Here is a 19,930-nt window from a genome sequence, read left to right as displayed (position 1 = left end):
TGAGAAGTCCCCGGCCGAGCCGCCGATGATCCGCTTCGAACAGGTCGTCAAACGCTACGGCGACCACACCGTCCTGGACGGGCTCGACTTCTCGGTGGAGCGCGGCCGGCACATCACGCTGATCGGCCCGTCCGGTTCCGGCAAGACGACTATTTTGCGGCTGCTGATGACGCTGGAGCGGGTGTCGGACGGCGTGATCTGGGTGGACGGCGAGCCGCTGTCGCACCGGCGCGGCGACGACGGCGCCCTGAAGCGGGCCGACGAGAAGCACCTGCGGTCGGTCCGGCGCCGTATCGGCATGGTGTTCCAGCACTTCAACCTGTTCCCGCACATGAACGTCCTGCGCAACATCACGGAGGCGCCCGTGCGCACGCTCGGGCGGCCCCGGGAGGAGGCGGAGGGGCGGGCGCGGGAGCTGCTCGACATGGTGGGGCTCGCGGACAAGGCCGAGGAGCATCCGACGCGGCTGTCCGGGGGCCAGCAGCAGCGGGTCGCGATCGCGCGGGCGCTGGCGATGGAGCCGGAGATCCTGCTGCTCGACGAGGTGACCTCGGCGCTCGATCCCGAACTCGTCTCCGGGATTCTGGACCTGCTGCGGGAGATCGCGGCCACGACCGACATCACCCTGCTGTGCGTCACCCACGAGATGGGGTTCGCGCGGGACGTGTCGGACGAGGTCCTCATGTTCGACGCGGGGCGGGTCGTCGAGTCGGGCAGCCCCGAGCAGCTGTTCACCGCGCCGAGCCACCGCCGTACGCGGGAATTCCTGAGCGCCGTCCTGTGAACTCCCCCACCCGCGCGCGCGATCCGCCGCCCCGGTCCGTCGCCGCCGCCACCCGTTCCCGACCCAAGGGACCCATGCCCTTTCCTCCTGCCCTGACCATCGACCGCCCGACCGTGGACGACGGGAGCGCCCTGTGGCGCATCGCCCGGGACTCCGAGGTCCTCGATCTGAACTCCCCCTACAGCTATCTCCTGTGGTGCCGTGACTTCGCGGACACCTCGGCGGTCGCCCGGCACCGGGGCGAGCCCGTCGCGTTCGTCACCGGCTATCTGCGGCCCGACCGGCCCGGCACCCTCTTCGTCTGGCAGATCGCCGTCGACGGCGCCCACCGGGGCCGCGGGCTGGCCGGCACGCTGCTCGACGCGCTGACCGCGCGGACCGCCGCGAGCGCGGTGGAGACCACCATCACGCCGGACAACACGGCGTCCCGGGCGCTCTTCGCGTCGTACGCGGCACGCCATCGCGCGGAGGTCGAGGAGACCGTCCTCTTCGACGACGGGCTGTTCCCCGGCGCCGGACACGAGTCCGAGGTGCTGCACCGCATCGGCCCTCTGCGCTGACCCTCACTCCCCTCTTTCTTCTCCCTCCCCCCTTCCTGAGGAGTTCCCGCATGACCACCACCGCCCGCACGACCGCCGCCGAGGCGCCCCTGAGTACGTTCGAGCTGCTGGAGTCGGAGGTCCGCAGCTACTGCCGGGGCTGGCCCGTCGTCTTCGACCAGGCCCGCGGCAGCCATCTGTGGTCCGAGGACGGCCGCCGCTACCTGGACTTCTTCGCCGGTGCCGGGTCCCTCAACTACGGGCACAACAACCCGGTCCTCAAACGCGCCCTGATCGACCATCTGGAGCGCGACGGCATCACGCACGGCCTGGACATGGCGACCACCGCCAAACGGGCCTTCCTGGAGAGCTTCCACGAGCTGATCCTCAAGCCGCGCGACCTGCCGTACAAGGTCATGTTCCCGGGGCCGACGGGCACCAACGCCGTCGAGTCGGCGCTGAAGCTGGCGCGCAAGGCCAAGGGGCGGGAGTCGGTCGTGTCGTTCACGAACGCCTTCCACGGCATGACGCTCGGCTCGCTCGCCGTCACCGGCAACGCCTTCAAGCGCGCCGGGGCGGGGATTCCGCTGGTCCACGGCACGCCGATGCCGTTCGACGACTATCTCGACGGGCAGGTCCCGGACTTCCTCTGGTTCGAGCGGCTTCTCGCGGACACCGGCTCCGGGCTGAACCATCCGGCGGCCGTCATCGTCGAGACCGTGCAGGGCGAGGGCGGGATCAACGTGGCCCGGCCGGAGTGGCTGCGCGGGCTCGCGGCGCTGTGCGCGCGCCACGACATGCTGCTCATCGTCGACGACATCCAGATGGGGTGCGGGCGGACCGGGCCGTTCTTCTCCTTCGAGGAGGCGGGCATCACCCCGGACATCGTCACCGTCTCCAAGTCCATCAGCGGGTACGGACTGCCCATGGCGCTCACCCTGTTCGGCCCCGAACTCGACCTGTGGGAGCCGGGCGAGCACAACGGCACGTTCCGCGGCAACAACCCGGCGTTCGTGACGGCGACGGCCGCGCTCCACGCCTACTGGACGGACCGGGAGACCGAGTCGCGTACCGCGCGGCTCGGGGAGACCGTCGAGCAGCGGCTTCTCGCGCTGTGCGCCGAGCATCCGGGGACCGCCTGCCGGGGGCGGGGGCTGGTGTGGGGCGTCGAGTTCGACGACCCCGCGCGGGCCGCGGCCGTCTGCGCGCGGGCGTTCGAGCGGGGGCTGCTGCTGGAGACGTCGGGGCCGCAGGGGGAGGTCGTGAAGCTGCTGCCGGCGCTGACGGTGAGCGAGGCGGAGCTGGAGGAGGGGCTGGACATCCTCGACCGGGCGGTCCGGGCCTCGGGCTGAGAGCACAACGACAGGAAGGAGACTCGGATGATCATCCGATCACTGACGGAGATCGAGAACACCGACCGGCACATCAGGTCGAAGTCGGGGACCTGGGAGAGCAAGCGCCTCGTCCTCGCCCGGGAGAAGGTGGGCTTCTCCCTGCACGAGACGGTGCTGTACGCGGGCACCGAGACCCGCATGTGGTACGCGAACCACGTCGAGGCCGTCCTGTGCGTCGAGGGCGAGGCCGAACTCACCGACGAGGAGACCGGCCTGACCCACGAGATCACGCCGGGGACGATGTACCTGCTCGACGGCCACGAGCGGCACACCCTGCGGCCCAGGACCGACTTCCGGTGCGTGTGCGTGTTCAACCCGCCCGTCACCGGCCGCGAGGACCACGACGAGAACGGCGTCTACCCCCTGCTCCTGGAGGACTGATCCCATGACCACGCTCACCGACCGCTACCCGAGCCGGGCCGCCGCCGAGACCGTCACGCCCCGTCAGGACCCCGTCGTCTGGTCGGGCCCCGGCCACCCGGGCCCCTTCACGCCCGACGACCTCTCCTCCTTCGACACGGACGGCTTCCTCGCGGTCGACCGGCTCGTCGAACCCGGTGAAGTGCCGCGCTACCGGGCCGAGTTGGACCGGCTCCTGCACGACCCCGCCGTACGCGCCGACGAGCGCGCGATCGTCGAACCCCGGTCCGGCGAGGTGCGTTCGGTCTTCGAGGTGCACCGGATCAGCGAGGTGTTCGCGTCGCTCGTGCGGGACGAACGGGTCGTCGGGCGGGCCCGGCAGATCCTCGGCTCCGACGTGTACGTCCACCAGTCGCGGATCAACGTGAAGCCGGGGTTCGGGGCGTCCGGTTTCTACTGGCACTCCGACTTCGAGACGTGGCACGCGGAGGACGGGCTGCCCCGGATGCGGACCGTCTCGGTGTCGATCGCCCTGACGCCCAACCTCGACACCAACGGCGGCCTCATGATCATGCCGGGTTCGCACCGCACGTTCCTGGGCTGCGCGGGCGAGACCCCCCGCGACAACTACAAGCGCTCCCTCCAGATGCAGGACGCGGGCACCCCCTCGGACCGGGCCCTGGAGACACTCGCCGACGCCCACGGCATCCGCCTCTTCACCGGTCCCGCCGGGTCCGCCGTCTGGTTCGACTGCAACGCCATGCACGGCTCCGGCGACAACATCACCCCCTACCCCCGCTCCAACCTGTTCGTCGTCTTCAACAGCGTCGACAACACGGCGGTGGAGCCGTTCGCCGCGCCGGTGCGGCGGCCGGAGTACATCGGGGCGCGGGACTTCACGCCGGTGCGGTAACCGGTGCGGTGGCCCAGGACCTGCGGGGCGCGGGTCGGCGGACCCGTGCCCCGGCCGTCCCGGCCGCGCCCGCCTCGCGGCGGTATCCTCCGAACCCCGTCTCTCGCAGGGAAGGTGCGTCGCGTGGAGTCCGAGGAGAAGCCGGAGACCGGTGCCGTACGGGTGCGGCCCGGGATGCCGGTGGAGTATTTCGACGGTGAGGCGTGGCGGCCGTACGTGGAGCTGCCCGATCCCGGTACGGGGCCCGTGGAGGTGTTCCGGCTGGACGGCGAGACGGAGGGCACCGAGGAGCGATGAGCCTCCTCACTCCGGCCGAACCGCAGGCCCCCGAACCGGTCGCGCAGCCCGTCACCGCCGATCTCGCCACCACCGTCGCCGACATGCGTGCCGTGGCCCGGTGGACCCTCACGGCGACGGCCGCGGTCGGCGGGCTCCTGCTCGCCGGGTTCCCGCTGGCCGCCGTCGGGAAGATCCACGGCCGTGACGACCTGTTCCTCGCGATGGGCGGGCTCGGTCTGGGGGTCACCGGGGTGTCCTGGGCGATCTGGTGGACCGGCGAGGTCCTCACCCCGCGCTTCACGACCCTGCGTGCCCTGGAGGACCGCGCCCTCGGTGACCTCCGCACGGCGATCGCCGCCGAACCCGAGGCGTTCTTCGGACCGTTCGGCACGACGGCCGCCGCCCTCGACGCCGCGTGCCGTACGCATGCGACGGTGGCCGTACGGCTGACCGAACTCCTCGCCCGTACGGGTGACGAACAGCAGCGGGTGTCCCTCGCCGCGAGCGTCGCCGCCGCCCACGCCAATCTCGCGCGGGCCACCGCCCGCCGGCGTCATCTGGTCGAGCTGATCCACGCGTGGCAGGTGCGGGCGGCCCTGCGGCGGGCGCGGGTGCAGACGTTGGTGGGATCGTTGCTGGTGGTCGTGGGGGCGGTGCTGTTCCTGTTCGCGACGGGCGGGAAGTAAGGGGCGGGGTGGCCGGGAAGAGGCGGCGCGTGCAGGGGTCGGGGCGGTCGAGAGAAGGCGGCGCGTGCAGGGGTCGGGGCGACCCAGAGAAGGCGGCGCGTGTCATAACCGGTCCGCTCCCCGGCCTCCTCCCCGAAGCGACCCCTCCGCCCGACAGCGCCCCGGCATTCTCCCCAACTCCCCCCACGCCACCCCCTCCCACCCCGATCATCGACCCATGACCCACCCCGCCGTCCCCGACTGGCACCCCGCCCACCGGCTCGCCGCCACCCTCTCCCACCGCCTGACCGCCTTCCTCGGCGAAGACCCCTCGGGCGTCACGGCCCCGGACTCCCCCGCCCTGGCGGCGGAACTCCGCTCCCACGCGGCACGCCTGCACGCCGGCCGGTGGCTCGTGGACGGCCCCTTCCTCCAGCTCGTCGCCGTCCTGCACCACGCCCGCGCCCTGGCCCTGGGCGATCGCGCCGAACTCGCCACGGCCGTCGAGCTGTTCGCCCTCCTGGGCAAGGTGAGCCCGGAAGCCGTCCCCCGGGAGCTGCGCCCGCTCACCGAGGCGATGGAGACGCCCGAGGTCGACGACCTCTCCGCGCTGGGCGCCCGCGCGATCGCCGCGTACACCCGCTGGGGCACGACCCTCGCCCCCGAGGCGCTGGACGAGGCCGTCGCCGTGAACAGGCACGTCCGGGACGCCCTGCCGCCCGGCCACCCCGGCGAGCCGATGGCCCTGGCCAACCTGTGCGCGGCGTTGCGGGACCGGGCCGTGCTGCGCGACGCCGGGGCGGACCTGGACGAGGCGGTGGAGGCGGGCCGGACGGCCGTACGGCGTGCCCTGCCCGGCGATCCGCACCGGGGGCAGTACCACGGCAACCTCGCCGGCGCGCTCGTCGCCCTCTCCGCCCGCGACCCCGGGGTCCTGGACGAGGCGGTCGTCTCGGGCCGGGAGGCGACCGCCGATCCGCGCTCCCCCGCGCTGTTCCACGCCCACCTCGGTCTGGCCCTCCTCGCCCGCGCGACCCTCGACGAGGAACACCCCTCCCCCGCCGATCTGGACGAGGCGATCGACGCCCTCGGAACCGCGTCCCGTGCGGAGCCGCACGTGCCGAGGCACCTCTCCCATCTCGGCATGGCCCTGCACGCCCGGTTCGCCACCACCGGCGACCCCGACGACCTGAGTTCCGCGCTGGAGCACACCGAGCGGGCCGTCCACCGCACCCCGCCGGCCGGCCCGGAGCTCTTCGTCCACCTCACCAACCACGTCCTGGCGTTGTCGACGCGGGCCCGGCACACCGGGGCGATCGAGGATCTGGACGCCCTCGTGGACGCCACGCGCCGGCTCGTGGAGGCGGCTCCGGAACCGCTGCGGGCCGACCGGATGCGGGCGCTCGCGCTGGTGCTGGGGAGCAGGTTCGAGGTGACGGGGGACGTCCGGGACTCCGACGAAACGATCGAGGTGTGCCGTCAGGCGCTGGAGCTGGGCGAGAACGAGGAACTGCGTACGCTGCTCGACGCGTTGACCTCCCCGAAGAACACGCCGACCGGCTCGCGTCTGCTCTCGGAGGCCCTCCGCGCCTGGGAGTCCGGCGACGACGACCGGCTCGCCGAACTCCTGGAGCACGCGATCCCCGCCCTGCGCCGCGAGGACACCCCTGCCGCCCGCTTCAACCTCGCCCGCGCCCTCGACCTGTCGTACGAACGGACCGACGACCCCGCCCTCCTCGACGAGTCGGTCGTCGCCTTCGAGGCGGCGCTCAAGAGCTTGGGGCCGGGGCATCCGGAGCGGGCGACGACGCTGTCCGCGCTCGGCGTGCAGATCCGCAAGCGGGGACTGCGCCGGGGCGACGCGGCGGAGCTGGACCGCGCGGTGCGGGTGAGCCGGGAGTCGGTGGAGGCGGCGCAGGTGGGTGACCCCGACCGCGCGGGGTGTCTGACACACCTCGCTGCGGCCCACGCCGCGCGCTACGAGCTGCTGATGACGGAGGCGGACCTCGCGGAGGCGATCCGGGCGGCGCGGGACGCCGTCGTCGCCCTCACTCCCGGGCTGTCCGCGCAGGAGCGCTCCGTGACCTGGAACAACCTGGGCATGCTGCTGCGCCGTTCGCACGAACGCTCCCATGCCCTCGCCGACCTGAACGAGGCGATCGACGCGCTGCGGACGGCCGTCGAAACGGCACCCGGCGGAACGGTCGCTGGCAACGCGGCGACCAACCTGACCCTCGCGCTGTCCGACCTGTACGACCGCACGGGCGGCCTGGCCGATCTCGACGAGGCGGTCGACGCCGGCCGGCTGGCGGTCGGGGCGTACCCGGCCGCGTACGTGCACCGGCCGGGCGCGCTGACGAACCTGGCGTTCGTACTGAGCGACCGGGCCCGGACCCTCGGCCGCCGGGGCGACGCGGACGAGGCGGTGCGGTACGGCCGGGCGGCCCTGGACGGCATGGACCCCGGCCATCCGTACCGCACCAAGTGCCTGGCAGGTCTCGGCACGGCGCTCATGAGCCGGTACGAGGTGGCGGGCGACGCCGCTGATCTGACGGCGGCGGCCGACGTCACACGGCAGTCACTGGACGCGCTCCCCGAGGGTGACTGGCGGCGGGTGTCGTCCCTGGTCCTGCTGGGCCAGACGCACACACTCCTGGCCGTGCACACTCTCGGTCACCTGCCCGTCTCAGGGCTGCCCCGGCTGGCCGACGGCATGCCCCTCGCCGAACTCCCCCGGTTCATCGGCCGGTTGCCCGCGTCGACGTCGGCCAAGGCGGGCGGGCTGTTGCACGTGGCGGGTGTCCTGCGGACGATCGGACTGTCCCGGCTCTCCGACTCCGTGGAAGCCTCGGCCGTGGCAAGGCTCACCGACGGCCTCGACGAACCCGGGCGGCCCGCGCTGCGGGCGGCGCTCGCCGCGTACCGGGAGGCGGCGGCCGTGGAGGGCGTGCCCGCGAAGATCCGTTTCAGCGCCTCCGCCCTCTGGGGCCTGCACGCGGCGCTGCTCGCGGACTGGCAGGAGGCACTGACCGCCTACCGGGTCGCCGTCGCCCAGCTCCCCGCCCTCGCCTGGCACGGCCTGGAGCTGGAGGACCGGATCAGCGGCCTGGCCGTCTCCGACAGCATCGCCTGCGACGCCGCTGCCGCCGCTCTCCACCTCGGTCTCCCCGACACGGCTCTCCACCTCCTCGAACAGGGCCGCGGCATCCTCCTCGCCCAAGCCGTCGACACCCGCTTCGACCTGGCCGAACTGGCCGAGTACGACCCCGGACTCAGCGCCCGCATCGAGGAGTTCCGCGCCGCCCTGGAGGACACGACGGACGCCCGCCGACGCCGTGAGCTGGCCGCCGGACTCGACGCGGCGACGGCCGACGCGTACCGGGTGCTCGGTCTGGACGCGCTCCTCACGCCGCCGACCTCCGAGGAGCTGCGGGAGTCCGCGGCGGACGGCGCGGTCGTCGTCGTCAACACCAGCTTGCTGCGCTGCGACGCGCTGGTCGTCACGCGGGACGCCGTCCGGGTCGTGCCGTTGCCCGATCTGGATCTGGTGTGGGTGAAGGAGGCGGCGGAGTCGCTGCTGTCGGCGCTGTCCTCGCCGCGGACGGCGGGGGAGGCGTTGCGCGTGACGCTGGGGAACCTGGAGTTCCGGGTGCTGGAGCCGGTCCTGGACGCGTTGCCGCCCGAGGTGACCCGGCTGTGGTGGTGCCCGACCGGCCCGCTCGCCCTCCTCCCGCTGCACGCCGCGACCCCGGCCCGCTTCGTCTGCTCGTACGCGACGACCCTGCGCTCCCTCACGGAGGCCCGTACGCAGCGTCAGGACGACACCCCCGGCCCCGTCCTGGTCGTCGACCAGGCGACCGTCCCGGACCTGGCGCCGCTCCCCGGCGCCCGCAAGGAGGCCATCGGCCTGGTCACCCGGCTCACGGACCGCACCCTGCTGACGGGCCCGAAGGTCACCCCGCCCGCGCTGCGCAAGGCCCTCCCCCACCACACCTGCCTCCACTTCGCGGGCCACGCCCGCCACAACGCCGCGCACCCCGGCGAGGGCGGGCTGCACTGCCAGGGCGGGCTCCTCACGGTGGAGACCATCACGCGGCTGCGCCTGCCCCGCGCCGACCTCGCCTTCCTCTCCGCCTGCGAGACGGCCCGCGGCACGGAACGCCTCCCCGACGAGCCCGTACACCTCTCGGGCGCACTCCAACTGGCGGGCTTCACCCACGTGGTGGCGACGCAGTGGATGGCCCGCGACGACATCACGCGGCAGCTGACGGAGCGTTTCTACGCGGAGCTGTGCCCGGACGGCCGCCCCGACCCCGCCCGCGCGGCGTTCGCCCTGCACAGCGCCGTACGGGAGATCAGGGAGCTGCACGACGACCCCCTGCTGTGGGCGGCCTACGTCCACACCGGCCCCTGAACCGCCGCTGTCCGCCGGGCCTCAGGCTTTCGCGAACCGTCTGATGAGCGTCTCCGAGCACATCCCGTGCAGCAGCACGCTCCCCAGCACGGACAGCACCGTCGTCTGGAGCACGGTGTCCGCCCGCACCCCGTCCGGCAGGCTGTTGTAGGCGATCAGCCCGAAGACGATCGTGGTCGTCCCCCGCGGCCCGAGCAGCCCGAGCAGCACCCGGTCCCGCCGCCCGAGCGGCGACCCGAGGAGCGCGAACAGGACGGGGACGACACGGACGACGGTGAGGGCGCCCAGGCAGAACAGGACCGCCTGCCAGCTCACGCCGATCGCGAAGGTCACGACGGCCGCGAGGCCGACGACGAACCACATGGTCATCGTCATCAGCGTGGTGACGTCCTCCAGGAGGCCGACCTCGTGGGTGCCGATGGAGGAGCGGTGGGCCTGTCTGCGGGCGACGAGGACGCGGTGGACGTAGCGGAAGGCGATCCCGCACACGAAGGAGGTGACGAAGCCGTTGCCGCCGATCTCGACGCCGGCCGTGTAGGCGATCAGCGGGGTGAGGAGGACGGCGATCCGGCGGGACTGGTCGGTGGTCCAGCCGGCGCGGTCGGCGTGGTGCAGCAGCCAGGCGACGAGGGCGCCGATGACGAGCCCGGCGAGGACCGCTTTCACGGCCTGTCCGGCGGCGCTGGTCAGGGCCTCCGTCGGGGTGTGGAGAGTGGTGCTCCCGCCGGCGAGCAGCAGCGCGAACAGGAAGAGCGGCGACACGATGCCGTCGTTGTAGCCGCTCTCGACGTTGAGGACGCTCCGTACGCGCGACGAGAGCCGCCCGTCGCGGACGACGCCTTCGCTGGGCGCGAAGTCGATGGGGACGACGACGCAGGCGATGACCAGCATCAGCGCCCAGGACAGGCCGGGGAAGGCCAGTTTCCCGAGGACCATCGCGGCGCCGAGGCTGAGCGGGAGCGCGATCAGCAGGACCCGGGCGACCAGCCGGGGCGAGTTCCCCCACAGGCGTCCGCCGCGCACCTCGGTCGCGTCGACGAACAGCAGGAACGCCAGGATGATCTCGGCGACGTGCTGGGCGACCTCGGTGTTGAGGACGGCGACGACGGAATTCTCGACGCTGAGGCCGACCAGGACGCCGGCCAGGACCATGGTCGCCGGGGCGCCGAGGTGCCAGCGCTGGAGGCGCAGCGCGGCGAGGGAGCGGATCAGGGCCATCACCGCGGCGGCCAGGATGGTGAGGATCACTGCGTGGGGGCTTTCGTGGGGACGGGGATACGAAGAGGGCGGGGGGGCGGGGTCGGGAGGGTGGCGCGGGGGTCAGTGGGCCGATCCGGTGACGTGTGCGGCGAGGCCCTCGACGAGTCCGCCGTACAGGTCCGGGCGGATGACCGCCAGCACGGCGACGCCGGCCGCGAGGCTCAGCAGGACGCCCTCCCACCGGCCGCCACGCGACCGGTGCTCCTTGTGCTGTTCGTGTCGTTGCATGGCTTCAGCCTGGGGGTCGCGGGGCGGGGCTGCCATCCGGCAGCTGTCCGGTTCGACCCCGCCGGTCGGCGGGGTGGGGTCGTCCTGGGGGAGGACGGTCCGCTCCTGCCGGGGGCGGTCCCGGGCGGGCGGTTCGCCCCGCTCGGTCGATCCGCTGTACAGTTCAGTCGTTCCATTGAACCGCTCGCCGGATCGGACCCCCCGCATGACCGCCTTCCGCATCAGCCCCGCCGTAGCCGAGGCGTTCCCCGGCACGCTCATCGCTGTCATCACCGCCTCGGGCCTGCGCGGGCACGAGGACTGGCCGGACACGGCGGCCACGCTCGCGGAGCTGGAGCAGCGGCTCGCGGACGGCTCCTGGCAGCCGGCCGACGAGACGGACCCCCGGATCGAGGCGTGGCACACCGCCTACCGCTCCTTCGGCACGAATCCGCGCCGCGTCCGCCCCAGCGTCGACGCCCTCGGCCGCCGCATGGCGAAGCGGGGCACCCTGCCGCGCATCAACCCGGCGGTCGACTCGTACAACGCGGTCTCCGTCCGGCACGGTCTCCCGGCCGGCGCCTTCGACCTGGACCGGGTGACCGGTGACGTCGACATCCGGTACGCGGACGGCACCGAGTCGTTCACGCCGCTGGGCGAGCCGGAGACGGTGGAGGCGCCGAAGGCGGGCGAGGTGGTGTACGTCGACTCGACGGACGTGCTCACCCGGCACTGGAACCACCGGGACGCGCACCGCACGCGTGTCACGGAGGACTCGGCGCGCGTCGCGTTCGTGCTGGAGACCCTGCACGCGGACCGGGACGGCCATCTGGTCAAGCTCGCGGCGGACGAACTCCAGAGCCTGCTGGCGCCGCACGCGGAGCGGACGGCCGTGGAGTATCTCGCCGTCAGCTGACGGAGGCCGCGGGCGGCAGGTGGACGGTCATGACGAGCCGGCACGTCCCGGTGCCGGCCCCCCGGTAGGCGTGCGGCAGGTCGCCGTCGAAGGTCGCGGTCTGTCCGGCGGCGAGGGCGTGTTCCGTACCGTCGACGACGAGCGTCATGCGCCCCGTGAGCACGCTGACCGTCTCCACGACCCCGGGCTGGTGCGGGCTGCTGGGGTAGTCCTCGCCCGGTTCCAGCCGCCACCGCCACACCTCGACGGGCGCGGGCCCGGCCGTGGTCAGCATCAGCCGCGCCTCACCGCCCCGCTCCCCCTCCCACAGTGGGGTGACGTCCTCGGCGGCCACGATCCGCACCCGGCCCTCGGCGGGGCCCTGCATCAGCGCGGACACGGAGATCCCGAGCGTGTCGGCCAGCCGGACCAGCGTCGCGAGGTTCGGGTTGCCCTGCGCCTTCTCCAGCGCCACCAGCGCGCCCTTGCTGACCTGCGCGCGCCGGCTCAGCTCGTCCAGCGAGAGCCCCGCGCGCGTCCGGGCGGCCCGCACGTTGTGCGCGACGGTCCGCAGCGCCGTGTCCGCCTCGGTCACCCGGCCACCGTCCTCACGGTCGTTCCACTGTTGTCCCCAGTCGTTCGGGCCGATTATAGGAGGACGGCACGGGTTCGCCGGCCGTTAACCCGCGCACACCGCGCCGCATAGCAGAGATCACCGTATTCGTCACGACGCGATGCGGCCCTTATGAGAAATGATCTCCGGCACCCCGGACGGAATTGGTGAAATCTTTACGACTCCACCTTCCGGCGGCATCGTCACTGGCCAGGAAGGAGTCCGGCAAGATCGCTTTTCGCGCGTCCCGAGCGGGCCTTGACAAAGGTTTCGGCATACGGAAAGGATGCCGGGGGAGGCGTGAAATGACCATCACGAATCAGCAGTCGGCGCCCGGACTCGACGCCGACCTTTTCTTATTACACGCGCCCAGCGTATTTGATTTCCGCGAGCGCGACGACATGCTGTTCGCCTATCTCAGCGACAGTGACAGCGTCAATGTGACGTCGGTGTACGAGATCTATCCCATCGGCTGGTTCTCGATAAAGCAGCGGCTGGCCGACGCCGGTTTCGAGACGAAGATTGTGAACGTCGCCTCGCTGATGCTGCTGCATCCCGAGATCGACGTGAAACGACTCATCGCCCGATTCGACGCCCCGATCTTCGGTTTCGACCTGCACTGGATGGCCCACTGCCACGGCTCGGTCGAACTCGCGGCCCTCGTGAAAGAGGTCCACCCCGAGGCGCTCACCGTCTTCGGCGGCATCTCGGCGACCTACTACGCCGAGCAGCTGATCCGGTACCCGAGCGTCGACGTCGTCGTCCAGGGCTACGACACGCTCGACCCGGTCACCGAACTCGTCAGCCGGGTGCGGCGCGGCGAGCGGGACTTCCGGGGCATCCCGAACCTGCTGTATAAGAAGGACGGCGAGGTCGAGGCCACCGGGTTCACGCACACCCCGGACAGCAACTACAACAACGTGCGCAACGACTGGTCGTACTACCGGGACGTGGCCGACGGCGGCCCCTCGGCGTCGAAGCTGATCATGACGCTGCCGAACACCGGGTGCGCACACGACTGCGGCTGGTGCGGCGGGTCCCGGTTCGCGTACCGGAACATCATGGGGGTCCGCCGGACGCTGGTGCAGAAGGACAACGACCTCGTCGTCGAGGAGCTGCGCACCATGCGGGAGGCCGCGAAGCGGACCTCGATCTACGCGCTCCAGTGCTATTCGGAGAACCGCACGCGGATGCACCAGTATCTCGACGCGGTGAAGGAACTCGGTTACAAGAGCGTCCACTTCGAACAGTTCAGCCTGACGCCGCCCGACATTCTGAAGAAGATGGGCGAATCGACGGACTCGTACATCATGCTCTCCCCGGAGTCCCACGACCTGAGGATCAGCAAGGCCGCCGGGCGCGGGAACTACACCATGGAGCAGATGGAGGAATGGATTCCGCGCGCGCTGGACGCCGGCGTGAAAGGAATCATGATCTGGTACTTCATCGGGATGCCCTACCAGGACCGGCAGTCGGTGCTGGACACGATCGCCTACTCTGAGCGGCTGATCCGGAAGTTCGGCGGCTGGGGCGCCCTTCCGCTGATCTGTCCGATGGTGCCGTTCCTCGATCCCGGATCGCAGTTCTTCGAGGAACCGGAGAAGCACGGCTACCGTATCCACCACCGCACCCTCGAAGAGCACCGCCAGGCCATGGTCGAACCGCTCTGGTATCGGCGGCTGAATTACGAGACCCGCTGGCTGAGCAGGCGTCAGCTCCAGGACGTCTCCTACGAGGCGATCACCCGCCTGGTGGAGATCAAAGGGGAATACGGAGTCCTTCCGGCGGGATTCTGCAAGGCCGTTCTGCGCACCATCGAGGAGACCCGGGAGTTGCTCGGGGAAATGGAGCGGGCGCTGACGCTCGACGAGGAGCTGCCCGCCGATCTGCGGGACGTGATCCGCGCCTACAACCGGAAGGTCCTGTCCTACACGAACGACCAGATCATGCCGGTGCCCAGACCGCTCGGCGGCCGGTGGTTCGACGACGCCACCGTCCCGCCGGAGCTGATCGAGGCCGTGTCCACGACGGCTCCGGTCCACGGGGCCTGAGCACGACAGCCGACGGGGGAGGCAGAGGTGCGGATCGCGGTGATCGGGGGTGGTCCCGGCGGGCTCTACTTCAGTGTGCTGGCCCGCCGTCAGCTCGGCCCGACGCACGAGATCACCGTCTGGGAGCGCAACGCCCCCGACGAGACGTTCGGGTTCGGCGTGGTCCTCTCCGACCAGGCGCTGGGCGGTATCGAGCGCGCCGACCCGGCGGTCGTGGCGGCGCTGCGTCCGCTGCTGACCCGGTGGGACGACATCGACGTCCGCTACCGGGGCACGACGTTCACGGCGGGCGGCAACGGGTTCGCGGCGATGAACCGGGCCGCGCTGCTGATGTCCTTACAGCGCCGGTGCGCCCAGCTCGGCGTACCCGTACGGCACGGCAGCGAGGTCGCCGACGTGGCGGCGCTGGCGGCCGAGCACGATCTGGTGGTGGCGGCGGACGGGGCGCACTCGCTGGTGCGGGCGCGGTACGCGCGCACGTTCCGGCCGACGGTGCGCACGGGCAGGTGCCGGTACATCTGGCTGGGCAGCGATCTGGAGCTGGACGCGTTCACGTTCTACGTCGTGGACACGCCGGGCGGGGCGATGCAGGTGCACGCCTATCCGGACTCCCGGCACGCCAGCACGATGATCGTGGAGCTGTCGGAGGATGCCTGGCGGGCGGCCGGTTTCGCGGAGGCCGCCCCCGAGCGGCTGGCGCCGGGCGAGAGCGACGAACGGTCGACGGGCCTCGTCGCCGAGCTGTGCCGGGACATCCTGGACGGCCACAAGCTGTACGGGAACAACTCGCGCTGGCTGCGTTTCCCCACGGTGCGCTGCGAGACCTGGCGGCACGACAACGTCGTCCTGATCGGGGACGCGGCGCACACCGCGCACTTCTCGATCGGCTCGGGCACGAAGCTGGCCATGGACGACGCGGCGGCGCTGGCCGGCAGCCTGCGTGAGCAGCCGACGACGCGCGCGGCGCTCGCGGCGTACGAGGCGCGGCGGCGGCCCGAGGTGGCGGCGCTCCAGCGGGCGGCGCAGGCCAGCCGGGAGTGGTTCGAGAACGTCGACCGGTACACCCACCAGGAGCCGCAGCAGTTCGCGGTGAACCTCCTGACGCGCAGCCGCCGGGTGTCGTACACGGCGCTGCGGCGGCGGGACGCGGGGTTCGTGTCGCGGGCGGAGCGGTGGTTCGCGGGGTCGGCGCAGGGTCCGGCGGGGCCGCCGATGCTCCAGCCGTTCCGGCTCGGGGGGCTGGACCTCGTCAACCGGGTGGTGATCTCGCCCGGCGAGCCGTCCCCGGCGCCGGGCGGGGTGCCGGGCGATCTCCAGCTGGTGCGGCTGGGCGGGGCGGCGCTGGGCGGGGCCGGGCTGGTGATGGCGGGTCCGGTCGCGGTGTCGGCGGCGGACCCGGCGGGCGGTCCGGGGCTGTACAGCGCCGAGCAGGAGGCGGCGTGGCGGCGGGTCGTGGACTTCGTGCACGCGCACTCCCCGGCGAAGGTCGGGGTGCGGCTCGGGCATCGCGGCGCCGCCGAGCCGGCCGGTGATCTGCGGCGCGCGTTCGCGGCGGCGGCCCGGCGTGCCGCGGCCGGGTTCGACCTGCTGGAGCTGGACTACGCAGACGACAGTCCGCTCGCCTCGTATCTGTCGCCGTCGGCCGTGCGGGGCCGGTCCGGGGGTTCGCCGCGTCATCCGCTGGAGCTGTTCGAGGCGATCCGCGCGGTGTGGCCGGCGGAGCGTCCGGTGAGCGTGCGGATCTCCCCGGAGCGCTGGTATCCGGGCGGGGACGGTGTCGACGCGGTGACGGAGATCGCGAACGAGTTCGCCGCGCGCGGCGCCAGCGCCGTCCACGTCTGTGCGGGGGTGCGGGCCGACCGGGACGTGTACGCGGACCGGATTCGCAACCAGAGCGGGCGCGGGAGCGGTTTCGCGGTGATCGCGGCGGGGGCGATCTCGGCGGCGGACGTCGACACGATCGTGCTGGCGGGGCGCGCGGACCTGTGCGTCGTGGACCAGCCGACGGTGAACTCGCTGCCCCTGCGGGGGACGGCGGATCGTGCTACCCCACAGGAGTGGTCATGACGGAGGAAGGTGCTGTGCTCCCTATCGCGGATCTCGGCTCGCTGCCGGAGGGCGCGGCCGGACACCACGCGGAGGTCGCGCTGTGCGCGGACACGCCGTGGCGGTCGGCGTGCCGGACCCCTGAGACGGTGGGCGACTTCGCGGCGGTGGTCGCGGACTACGCCGACCGGCTGTGGGGGGCCGGGGTGCGGCCGGGCGCGGTGGTCGCGCTGGTGAAGGCGAACCACCTCGACATCCAGGCGATCCAGTGCGCGGCGGTGCGGATCGGCGCGCTGCCCGCGCTGCTGTCGGTGCGGATGGAGCCGGCCGACCTCGTGCACTGCCTGCGGGAGCTGGACCGGCCGTACCTGCTGACCGACGCCGAGGGCGCCGAGGCGTTACGGCCCTGGCAGGAGTCGCTCGGCGGTGTCGTCACGCGCGTCCTGGCCCTCACCCCGGACACCGGCCTCCCGGGTGCGGTCCCGCTGGACGAACCGGCCGCCCACGAGGTCACCCGGCGTCCCGGCTCCGAGCCGATGCTGATCACCCACTCCTCCGGCACGACCGGCACCCCGAAGCTCCTCGTGCACACGGTCGACTCGCTGTTCGCGCACGTCGCCCCCCAGATGGGCGTGGTGCGGTCGCTGGACTACTCGGGGATCAGCGCGAAGTGCCTGTCCTTCGTCCACGTCCGCTCCTCGACGGGCATCCTCACCGCCCTCAACACGGGCGTCCCGTTCCTCGGCCTCGCCTCCCCCGACCTGCCGTCGGTGCGTACGGCGCTGCTGCGCCACCGCCCCCAGACGCTGGAGGCGCAGCCGAACATGTTCCTGCGCTGGGAGCCGCTGGCGCACGAGACGCCGAACCCCCTGGCGACGGTCGAGCGGTACATCAGCAGCTTCGACGCGATCCACCCCCGCACCCTGCGCACCCTCCTCGGCGCCTCCGAGCATCCGAACCCGGCGTTCATCCAGGCGTACGGCCAGACCGAGACCGGCCCGGTCACCGTCCTGATGACGTCCCGCGCGGACCTCGCCGAGCCGGGCCGCCTCGACTCCCGTGACGTGGGCGCCCCGTTCCCCGGCATGGAGGTCCGTGTCGTCGACGGCACCGGCGCCCCCCTGCCGGCCGGCATCCCGGGCCACATCGAGGTCCGTACCCCGGCCCGTGCCGAGGCGATGATCGGCCGTCCCCCGCTGCCCGGCCGGGACACCTGGTGGCCGATGCGCGACCTCGGCGTCCTGCGCGCGGACGGGCACGTGGAGCTGTACGACCGTGAGGTGGACCGGGTGCCGGGCGTGTCCAGCACACTGCGCGCGGAGGACGTCCTGCTGGACGAACTCCCGGAGCTGGCCGAGGTCGTGATCGTCGCCGTCGACGGGACGGCCACGGCGGTCGCGGCCACGGCGGACGGGAAACCGGTCGACGAGGACCGCTGGCGGCGCGCACGCGAGAGCGCGGGCCTGCCGCCGGACACCGGCGTGACGTACCGGTCGTGGGAGGAGTTCCCCGTCACCGGGACGCTCAAGGTCCGCCGCGGCCGGCTGCTGTCCGGCGGGGCGGGCGAATGAGCCGCTCCACCGCGCCGGCGGCGACGGTCCCGGACCGCTTCCCGCCGGCGGAACGCAAGACCGCGGCGCTGGTCCTCGGCGCCGCGTTCATGCTGCTCGCCGACACCTCGATCGTGAACGTCGCCATCCCGAGCCTCCAGCGCGACCTGGGCGCGAGCGTCCCGGACGTGCAGCTGGTGGTCGCCGGGTACGTGGTGGCGTACGCGGTCATGCTCATCGCCGGCGGGCGGCTGGGCGACCTGTACGGCCGGCGGCGCATGTTCATGATCGGCACGGTGTCCTTCACCCTGGCGAGCCTGGCCTGCGGGCTCTCCCAGGGGCCCGAGCAGCTCATCGCCGCCCGCGTATGGCAGGGGCTGTCGGCGTCGGTGCTGTATCCGCAGGTCATCGCCACCCTGCACATCGTGATCCCGCCGGAGCGGCGGGGGCGCGCGTTCGCCTGGCTGGGCGCGGTCATCAGCTGCGCGACGATCGCCGGGCCCATCATCGCGGGACTGCTCATCGCCGCGGACCTCGACGGGCTGGACTGGCGGCCGATCTTCCTCATCAACATCCCGGTGGGAATCGTCCTGGTCGCACTGGCCCCCCGGACCGTCCCGGCGCACAAGGGGCTGCGGCTGCGCCTGGACTACCTGGGCTCGCTGACGGTCGTCCTGCTGCTGGTCGCGCTGCTCGTGCCGCTGACCATCGGCCGCGACAGGGGCTGGCCGTGGTGGGGGTGGGCGCTGCTCGCCTGCACGCCGGTCCTGCTGACCGTGTTCCTGCGGCTGGAGTCGGCGCTGGAGAGGCGGGGCCGCTCCCCGCTGCTGCGGCCGGGGCTGTGGACCGACCCGGTGTTCCGCCTCGCCCTCGCCCTGTACCTGGTGTACTTCTCGGCGGTCATCCCGTTCTTCCTGTACTTCTCGATCACCCTCCAGTACGGCCTCGGGTACGGGGCGCTCGCGACGGCCCTCGCGATGACGCCGTACGCGGTCGGCAGCACGCTCACCTCGCTGCGGTCGGCGAGGACCGTGGCCCGGTTCGGGGCGCCCCGCACGATCCTCGCCGGGTGTCTGGTCTGCGCCGTCGGGAGCGCGCTGATGATCGCCACGCTCGGCTGGAACAGCTCGGGCAGGCACTTCGGGTGGGCGATGGCGCCGACGATGTTCTTCACCGGCCTCGGGCTCGGCCTGGTCCTCGGCCCGCTGCTGAACTTCGTGCTGGCCAGGGTCCGCCACGACGACTCCGGGGCGGTCTCCGGGGTGCTGTCCACCGCCCAGCAACTGGGCTCCTCGCTCGGGGTTGCCCTGATCGGGCTGGCGTTCTTCAGGGGGTTCCACGGGGATCTGACGGCGCTGGACTATCCGGCGCTGCGCACCGACATGATGCTCGGGCTGGCGGTGGTGGTGACGGCGTTCGTGCTGGCCTCGGCGCTCGTCCCGCTCATCGCGCGCGGCAGCCGGGACGGACGATGACCAGGAAGGCGGCACCGCACATGGACGGCACCTCGGCCCCGGGCGCGGCGACGGTCCGGCAGCAGATCCTCGACGAGATCGCCGCCCGCGCCACCCCGCCGCCGCCCTACGTGGTCCGGCTCTCCCTGGGGGTGCGGGCCCTGGAGTGGCGGCCGGGGTTCGTCGCGGTCACCTTCCACATCCCCGACGACCTGTGCGTGGAGCCGGGGATCGCGTTCGGCGGCCATGTCGCCGGCCTCCACGACCAGGCCGCCGGGTTCGCCATGTACAGCGTCCTGGAGGACGACCTGGTGTTCGCCACGACCCGGCTGGACGTCGGCTATCTGGCGGTGACCAGGCCCGGTGACGTCCGTCTCGAAGCGCGGGTCGCCGCGGCGGACGACCGCTCCGCCGAGGTCCGGGTCTCGCTCACGCAGGCCGGCAGGGTGACGAGCGAGTCCGTGGTCACCGAGGCGATCAGGAAGGCGAAGAAGTGAACTCGGCGA

General features: G+C 72.5%; 17 protein-coding genes. 14 read left to right on the top strand and 3 right to left on the bottom strand.

The genetic code is table 11. From position 1 onward, the window contains the following. Window positions 1–25 precede the first annotated feature (25 nt). The 8 genes from ehuA to ABZX85_RS15285 all read left to right on the top strand — a co-directional run bounded on the left by ehuA (window position 26) and on the right by ABZX85_RS15285 (window position 9,348). Entirely contained in the window at window positions 26–784 is a 759-nt protein-coding gene (gene ehuA, locus ABZX85_RS15320) for an ectoine/hydroxyectoine ABC transporter ATP-binding protein EhuA (RefSeq protein WP_355867917.1), read from the top strand. A 74-nt stretch (window positions 785–858) separates the two neighbouring features. Beyond that, complete coding sequence (gene ectA, locus ABZX85_RS15315) at window positions 859–1,344, top strand: diaminobutyrate acetyltransferase (protein ID WP_355867368.1); 486 nt, start codon at window positions 859–861, stop codon at window positions 1,342–1,344. 50 nt (window positions 1,345–1,394) lie between these two features. After that, entirely contained in the window at window positions 1,395–2,675 is a 1,281-nt protein-coding gene (ectB, locus tag ABZX85_RS15310; protein WP_355867365.1) for a diaminobutyrate--2-oxoglutarate transaminase, read from the top strand. Window positions 2,676–2,702: 27 nt separating this feature from the next. Then, complete coding sequence (locus tag ABZX85_RS15305) at window positions 2,703–3,098, top strand: ectoine synthase (protein WP_355867362.1); 396 nt, start codon at window positions 2,703–2,705, stop codon at window positions 3,096–3,098. 4 nt (window positions 3,099–3,102) lie between these two features. Beyond that, complete coding sequence (gene thpD, locus ABZX85_RS15300) at window positions 3,103–3,990, top strand: ectoine hydroxylase (RefSeq protein WP_355867359.1); 888 nt, start codon at window positions 3,103–3,105, stop codon at window positions 3,988–3,990. 123 nt (window positions 3,991–4,113) lie between these two features. Next, window positions 4,114–4,287: a hypothetical protein gene (locus ABZX85_RS15295; protein WP_355867356.1), complete on the top strand. Its 174-nt coding sequence runs from the start codon at window positions 4,114–4,116 to the stop codon at window positions 4,285–4,287. Continuing rightward, complete coding sequence (locus ABZX85_RS15290) at window positions 4,284–4,955, top strand: hypothetical protein (RefSeq protein ID WP_355867353.1); 672 nt, start codon at window positions 4,284–4,286, stop codon at window positions 4,953–4,955. The genes ABZX85_RS15295 and ABZX85_RS15290 overlap by 4 nt, the downstream gene beginning before the upstream one ends. 217 nt (window positions 4,956–5,172) lie before the next feature. Continuing rightward, a complete protein-coding gene (locus ABZX85_RS15285) occupies window positions 5,173–9,348 on the top strand; it encodes a CHAT domain-containing protein (protein ID WP_355867350.1) in 4,176 nt (1,391 codons plus the stop codon). Between the two features lie 21 nt (window positions 9,349–9,369). Here the strand turns inward: ABZX85_RS15285 and ABZX85_RS15280 are convergent, their stop codons facing one another. Both ABZX85_RS15280 and ABZX85_RS15275 read right to left on the bottom strand, forming a co-directional pair. After that, the gene (locus ABZX85_RS15280) at window positions 9,370–10,596 is read right to left on the bottom strand and encodes a cation:proton antiporter (protein WP_355867347.1); all 1,227 of its coding nucleotides are present in this window, start codon (window positions 10,594–10,596) and stop codon (window positions 9,370–9,372) included. Between the two features lie 72 nt (window positions 10,597–10,668). After that, complete coding sequence (locus tag ABZX85_RS15275; RefSeq protein ID WP_355867344.1) at window positions 10,669–10,836, bottom strand: hypothetical protein; 168 nt, start codon at window positions 10,834–10,836, stop codon at window positions 10,669–10,671. Between the two features lie 205 nt (window positions 10,837–11,041). On the opposite strand from ABZX85_RS15275, the gene ABZX85_RS15270 reads away from it, so the two are divergent. Then, window positions 11,042–11,731 carry a phenylalanine--tRNA ligase beta subunit-related protein gene (locus ABZX85_RS15270; protein ID WP_355867341.1) on the top strand — a complete coding sequence of 230 codons (690 nt, stop codon included), beginning with the start codon at window positions 11,042–11,044 and terminating at the stop codon, window positions 11,729–11,731. On the opposite strand, the gene ABZX85_RS15265 is transcribed toward ABZX85_RS15270, so the two are convergent. Then, entirely contained in the window at window positions 11,724–12,305 is a 582-nt protein-coding gene (locus ABZX85_RS15265; RefSeq protein ID WP_355867338.1) for an XRE family transcriptional regulator, read from the bottom strand. The genes ABZX85_RS15270 and ABZX85_RS15265 overlap by 8 nt on opposite strands. A gap of 323 nt (window positions 12,306–12,628) precedes the next feature. On the opposite strand from ABZX85_RS15265, the gene ABZX85_RS15260 reads away from it, so the two are divergent. From ABZX85_RS15260 to ABZX85_RS15240, 5 genes are read left to right on the top strand one after another with little or no spacing between them, the layout of a single operon-like run. Continuing rightward, window positions 12,629–14,374, top strand: coding sequence for a cobalamin-dependent protein (locus tag ABZX85_RS15260; RefSeq protein WP_355867335.1), 1,746 nt, complete (start codon window positions 12,629–12,631; stop codon window positions 14,372–14,374). A gap of 27 nt (window positions 14,375–14,401) precedes the next feature. Then, window positions 14,402–16,441, top strand: a complete 2,040-nt coding sequence (locus ABZX85_RS15255) for an FAD-dependent monooxygenase (RefSeq protein ID WP_355867332.1) — start codon at window positions 14,402–14,404, stop codon at window positions 16,439–16,441. Beyond that, window positions 16,438–17,991: a class I adenylate-forming enzyme family protein gene (locus ABZX85_RS15250; RefSeq protein WP_355867329.1), complete on the top strand. Its 1,554-nt coding sequence runs from the start codon at window positions 16,438–16,440 to the stop codon at window positions 17,989–17,991. The genes ABZX85_RS15255 and ABZX85_RS15250 overlap by 4 nt, the downstream gene beginning before the upstream one ends. Continuing rightward, a complete protein-coding gene (locus tag ABZX85_RS15245) occupies window positions 17,988–19,445 on the top strand; it encodes an MFS transporter (protein ID WP_355867326.1) in 1,458 nt (485 codons plus the stop codon). The genes ABZX85_RS15250 and ABZX85_RS15245 overlap by 4 nt, the downstream gene beginning before the upstream one ends. Further along, entirely contained in the window at window positions 19,442–19,921 is a 480-nt protein-coding gene (locus ABZX85_RS15240; RefSeq protein WP_355867323.1) for a PaaI family thioesterase, read from the top strand. The genes ABZX85_RS15245 and ABZX85_RS15240 overlap by 4 nt, the downstream gene beginning before the upstream one ends. Window positions 19,922–19,930 lie beyond the last annotated feature (9 nt).

It is taken from the genome of Streptomyces sp. NPDC004539 (assembly GCF_040610055.1).
Lineage (GTDB): Bacteria > Actinomycetota > Actinomycetes > Streptomycetales > Streptomycetaceae > Streptomyces.
The sequence above is the reverse complement of the archived record's forward strand: the minus strand, read 5'-3'. Positions and strand labels throughout refer to the sequence as shown.

Excerpts from the sequence above, each read along its gene's own strand:
- ehuA (WP_355867917.1), top strand. The coding sequence starts at position 26 with ATGATCCGCTTCGAACAGGTCGTCAAACGCTACGGCGACCACACCGTC.
- ectA (WP_355867368.1), top strand. The coding sequence starts at position 859 with ATGCCCTTTCCTCCTGCCCTGACCATCGACCGCCCGACCGTGGACGAC.
- ectB (WP_355867365.1), top strand. The coding sequence starts at position 1,395 with ATGACCACCACCGCCCGCACGACCGCCGCCGAGGCGCCCCTGAGTACG.
- ABZX85_RS15305 (WP_355867362.1), top strand. The coding sequence starts at position 2,703 with ATGATCATCCGATCACTGACGGAGATCGAGAACACCGACCGGCACATC.
- thpD (WP_355867359.1), top strand. The coding sequence starts at position 3,103 with ATGACCACGCTCACCGACCGCTACCCGAGCCGGGCCGCCGCCGAGACC.
- ABZX85_RS15290 (WP_355867353.1), top strand. The coding sequence starts at position 4,284 with ATGAGCCTCCTCACTCCGGCCGAACCGCAGGCCCCCGAACCGGTCGCG.
- ABZX85_RS15285 (WP_355867350.1), top strand. The coding sequence starts at position 5,173 with ATGACCCACCCCGCCGTCCCCGACTGGCACCCCGCCCACCGGCTCGCC.
- ABZX85_RS15275 (WP_355867344.1), bottom strand. The coding sequence starts at position 10,836 with ATGCAACGACACGAACAGCACAAGGAGCACCGGTCGCGTGGCGGCCGG.
- ABZX85_RS15270 (WP_355867341.1), top strand. The coding sequence starts at position 11,042 with ATGACCGCCTTCCGCATCAGCCCCGCCGTAGCCGAGGCGTTCCCCGGC.
- ABZX85_RS15260 (WP_355867335.1), top strand. The coding sequence starts at position 12,629 with ATGACCATCACGAATCAGCAGTCGGCGCCCGGACTCGACGCCGACCTT.
- ABZX85_RS15250 (WP_355867329.1), top strand. The coding sequence starts at position 16,438 with ATGACGGAGGAAGGTGCTGTGCTCCCTATCGCGGATCTCGGCTCGCTG.
- ABZX85_RS15245 (WP_355867326.1), top strand. The coding sequence starts at position 17,988 with ATGAGCCGCTCCACCGCGCCGGCGGCGACGGTCCCGGACCGCTTCCCG.
- ABZX85_RS15240 (WP_355867323.1), top strand. The coding sequence starts at position 19,442 with ATGACCAGGAAGGCGGCACCGCACATGGACGGCACCTCGGCCCCGGGC.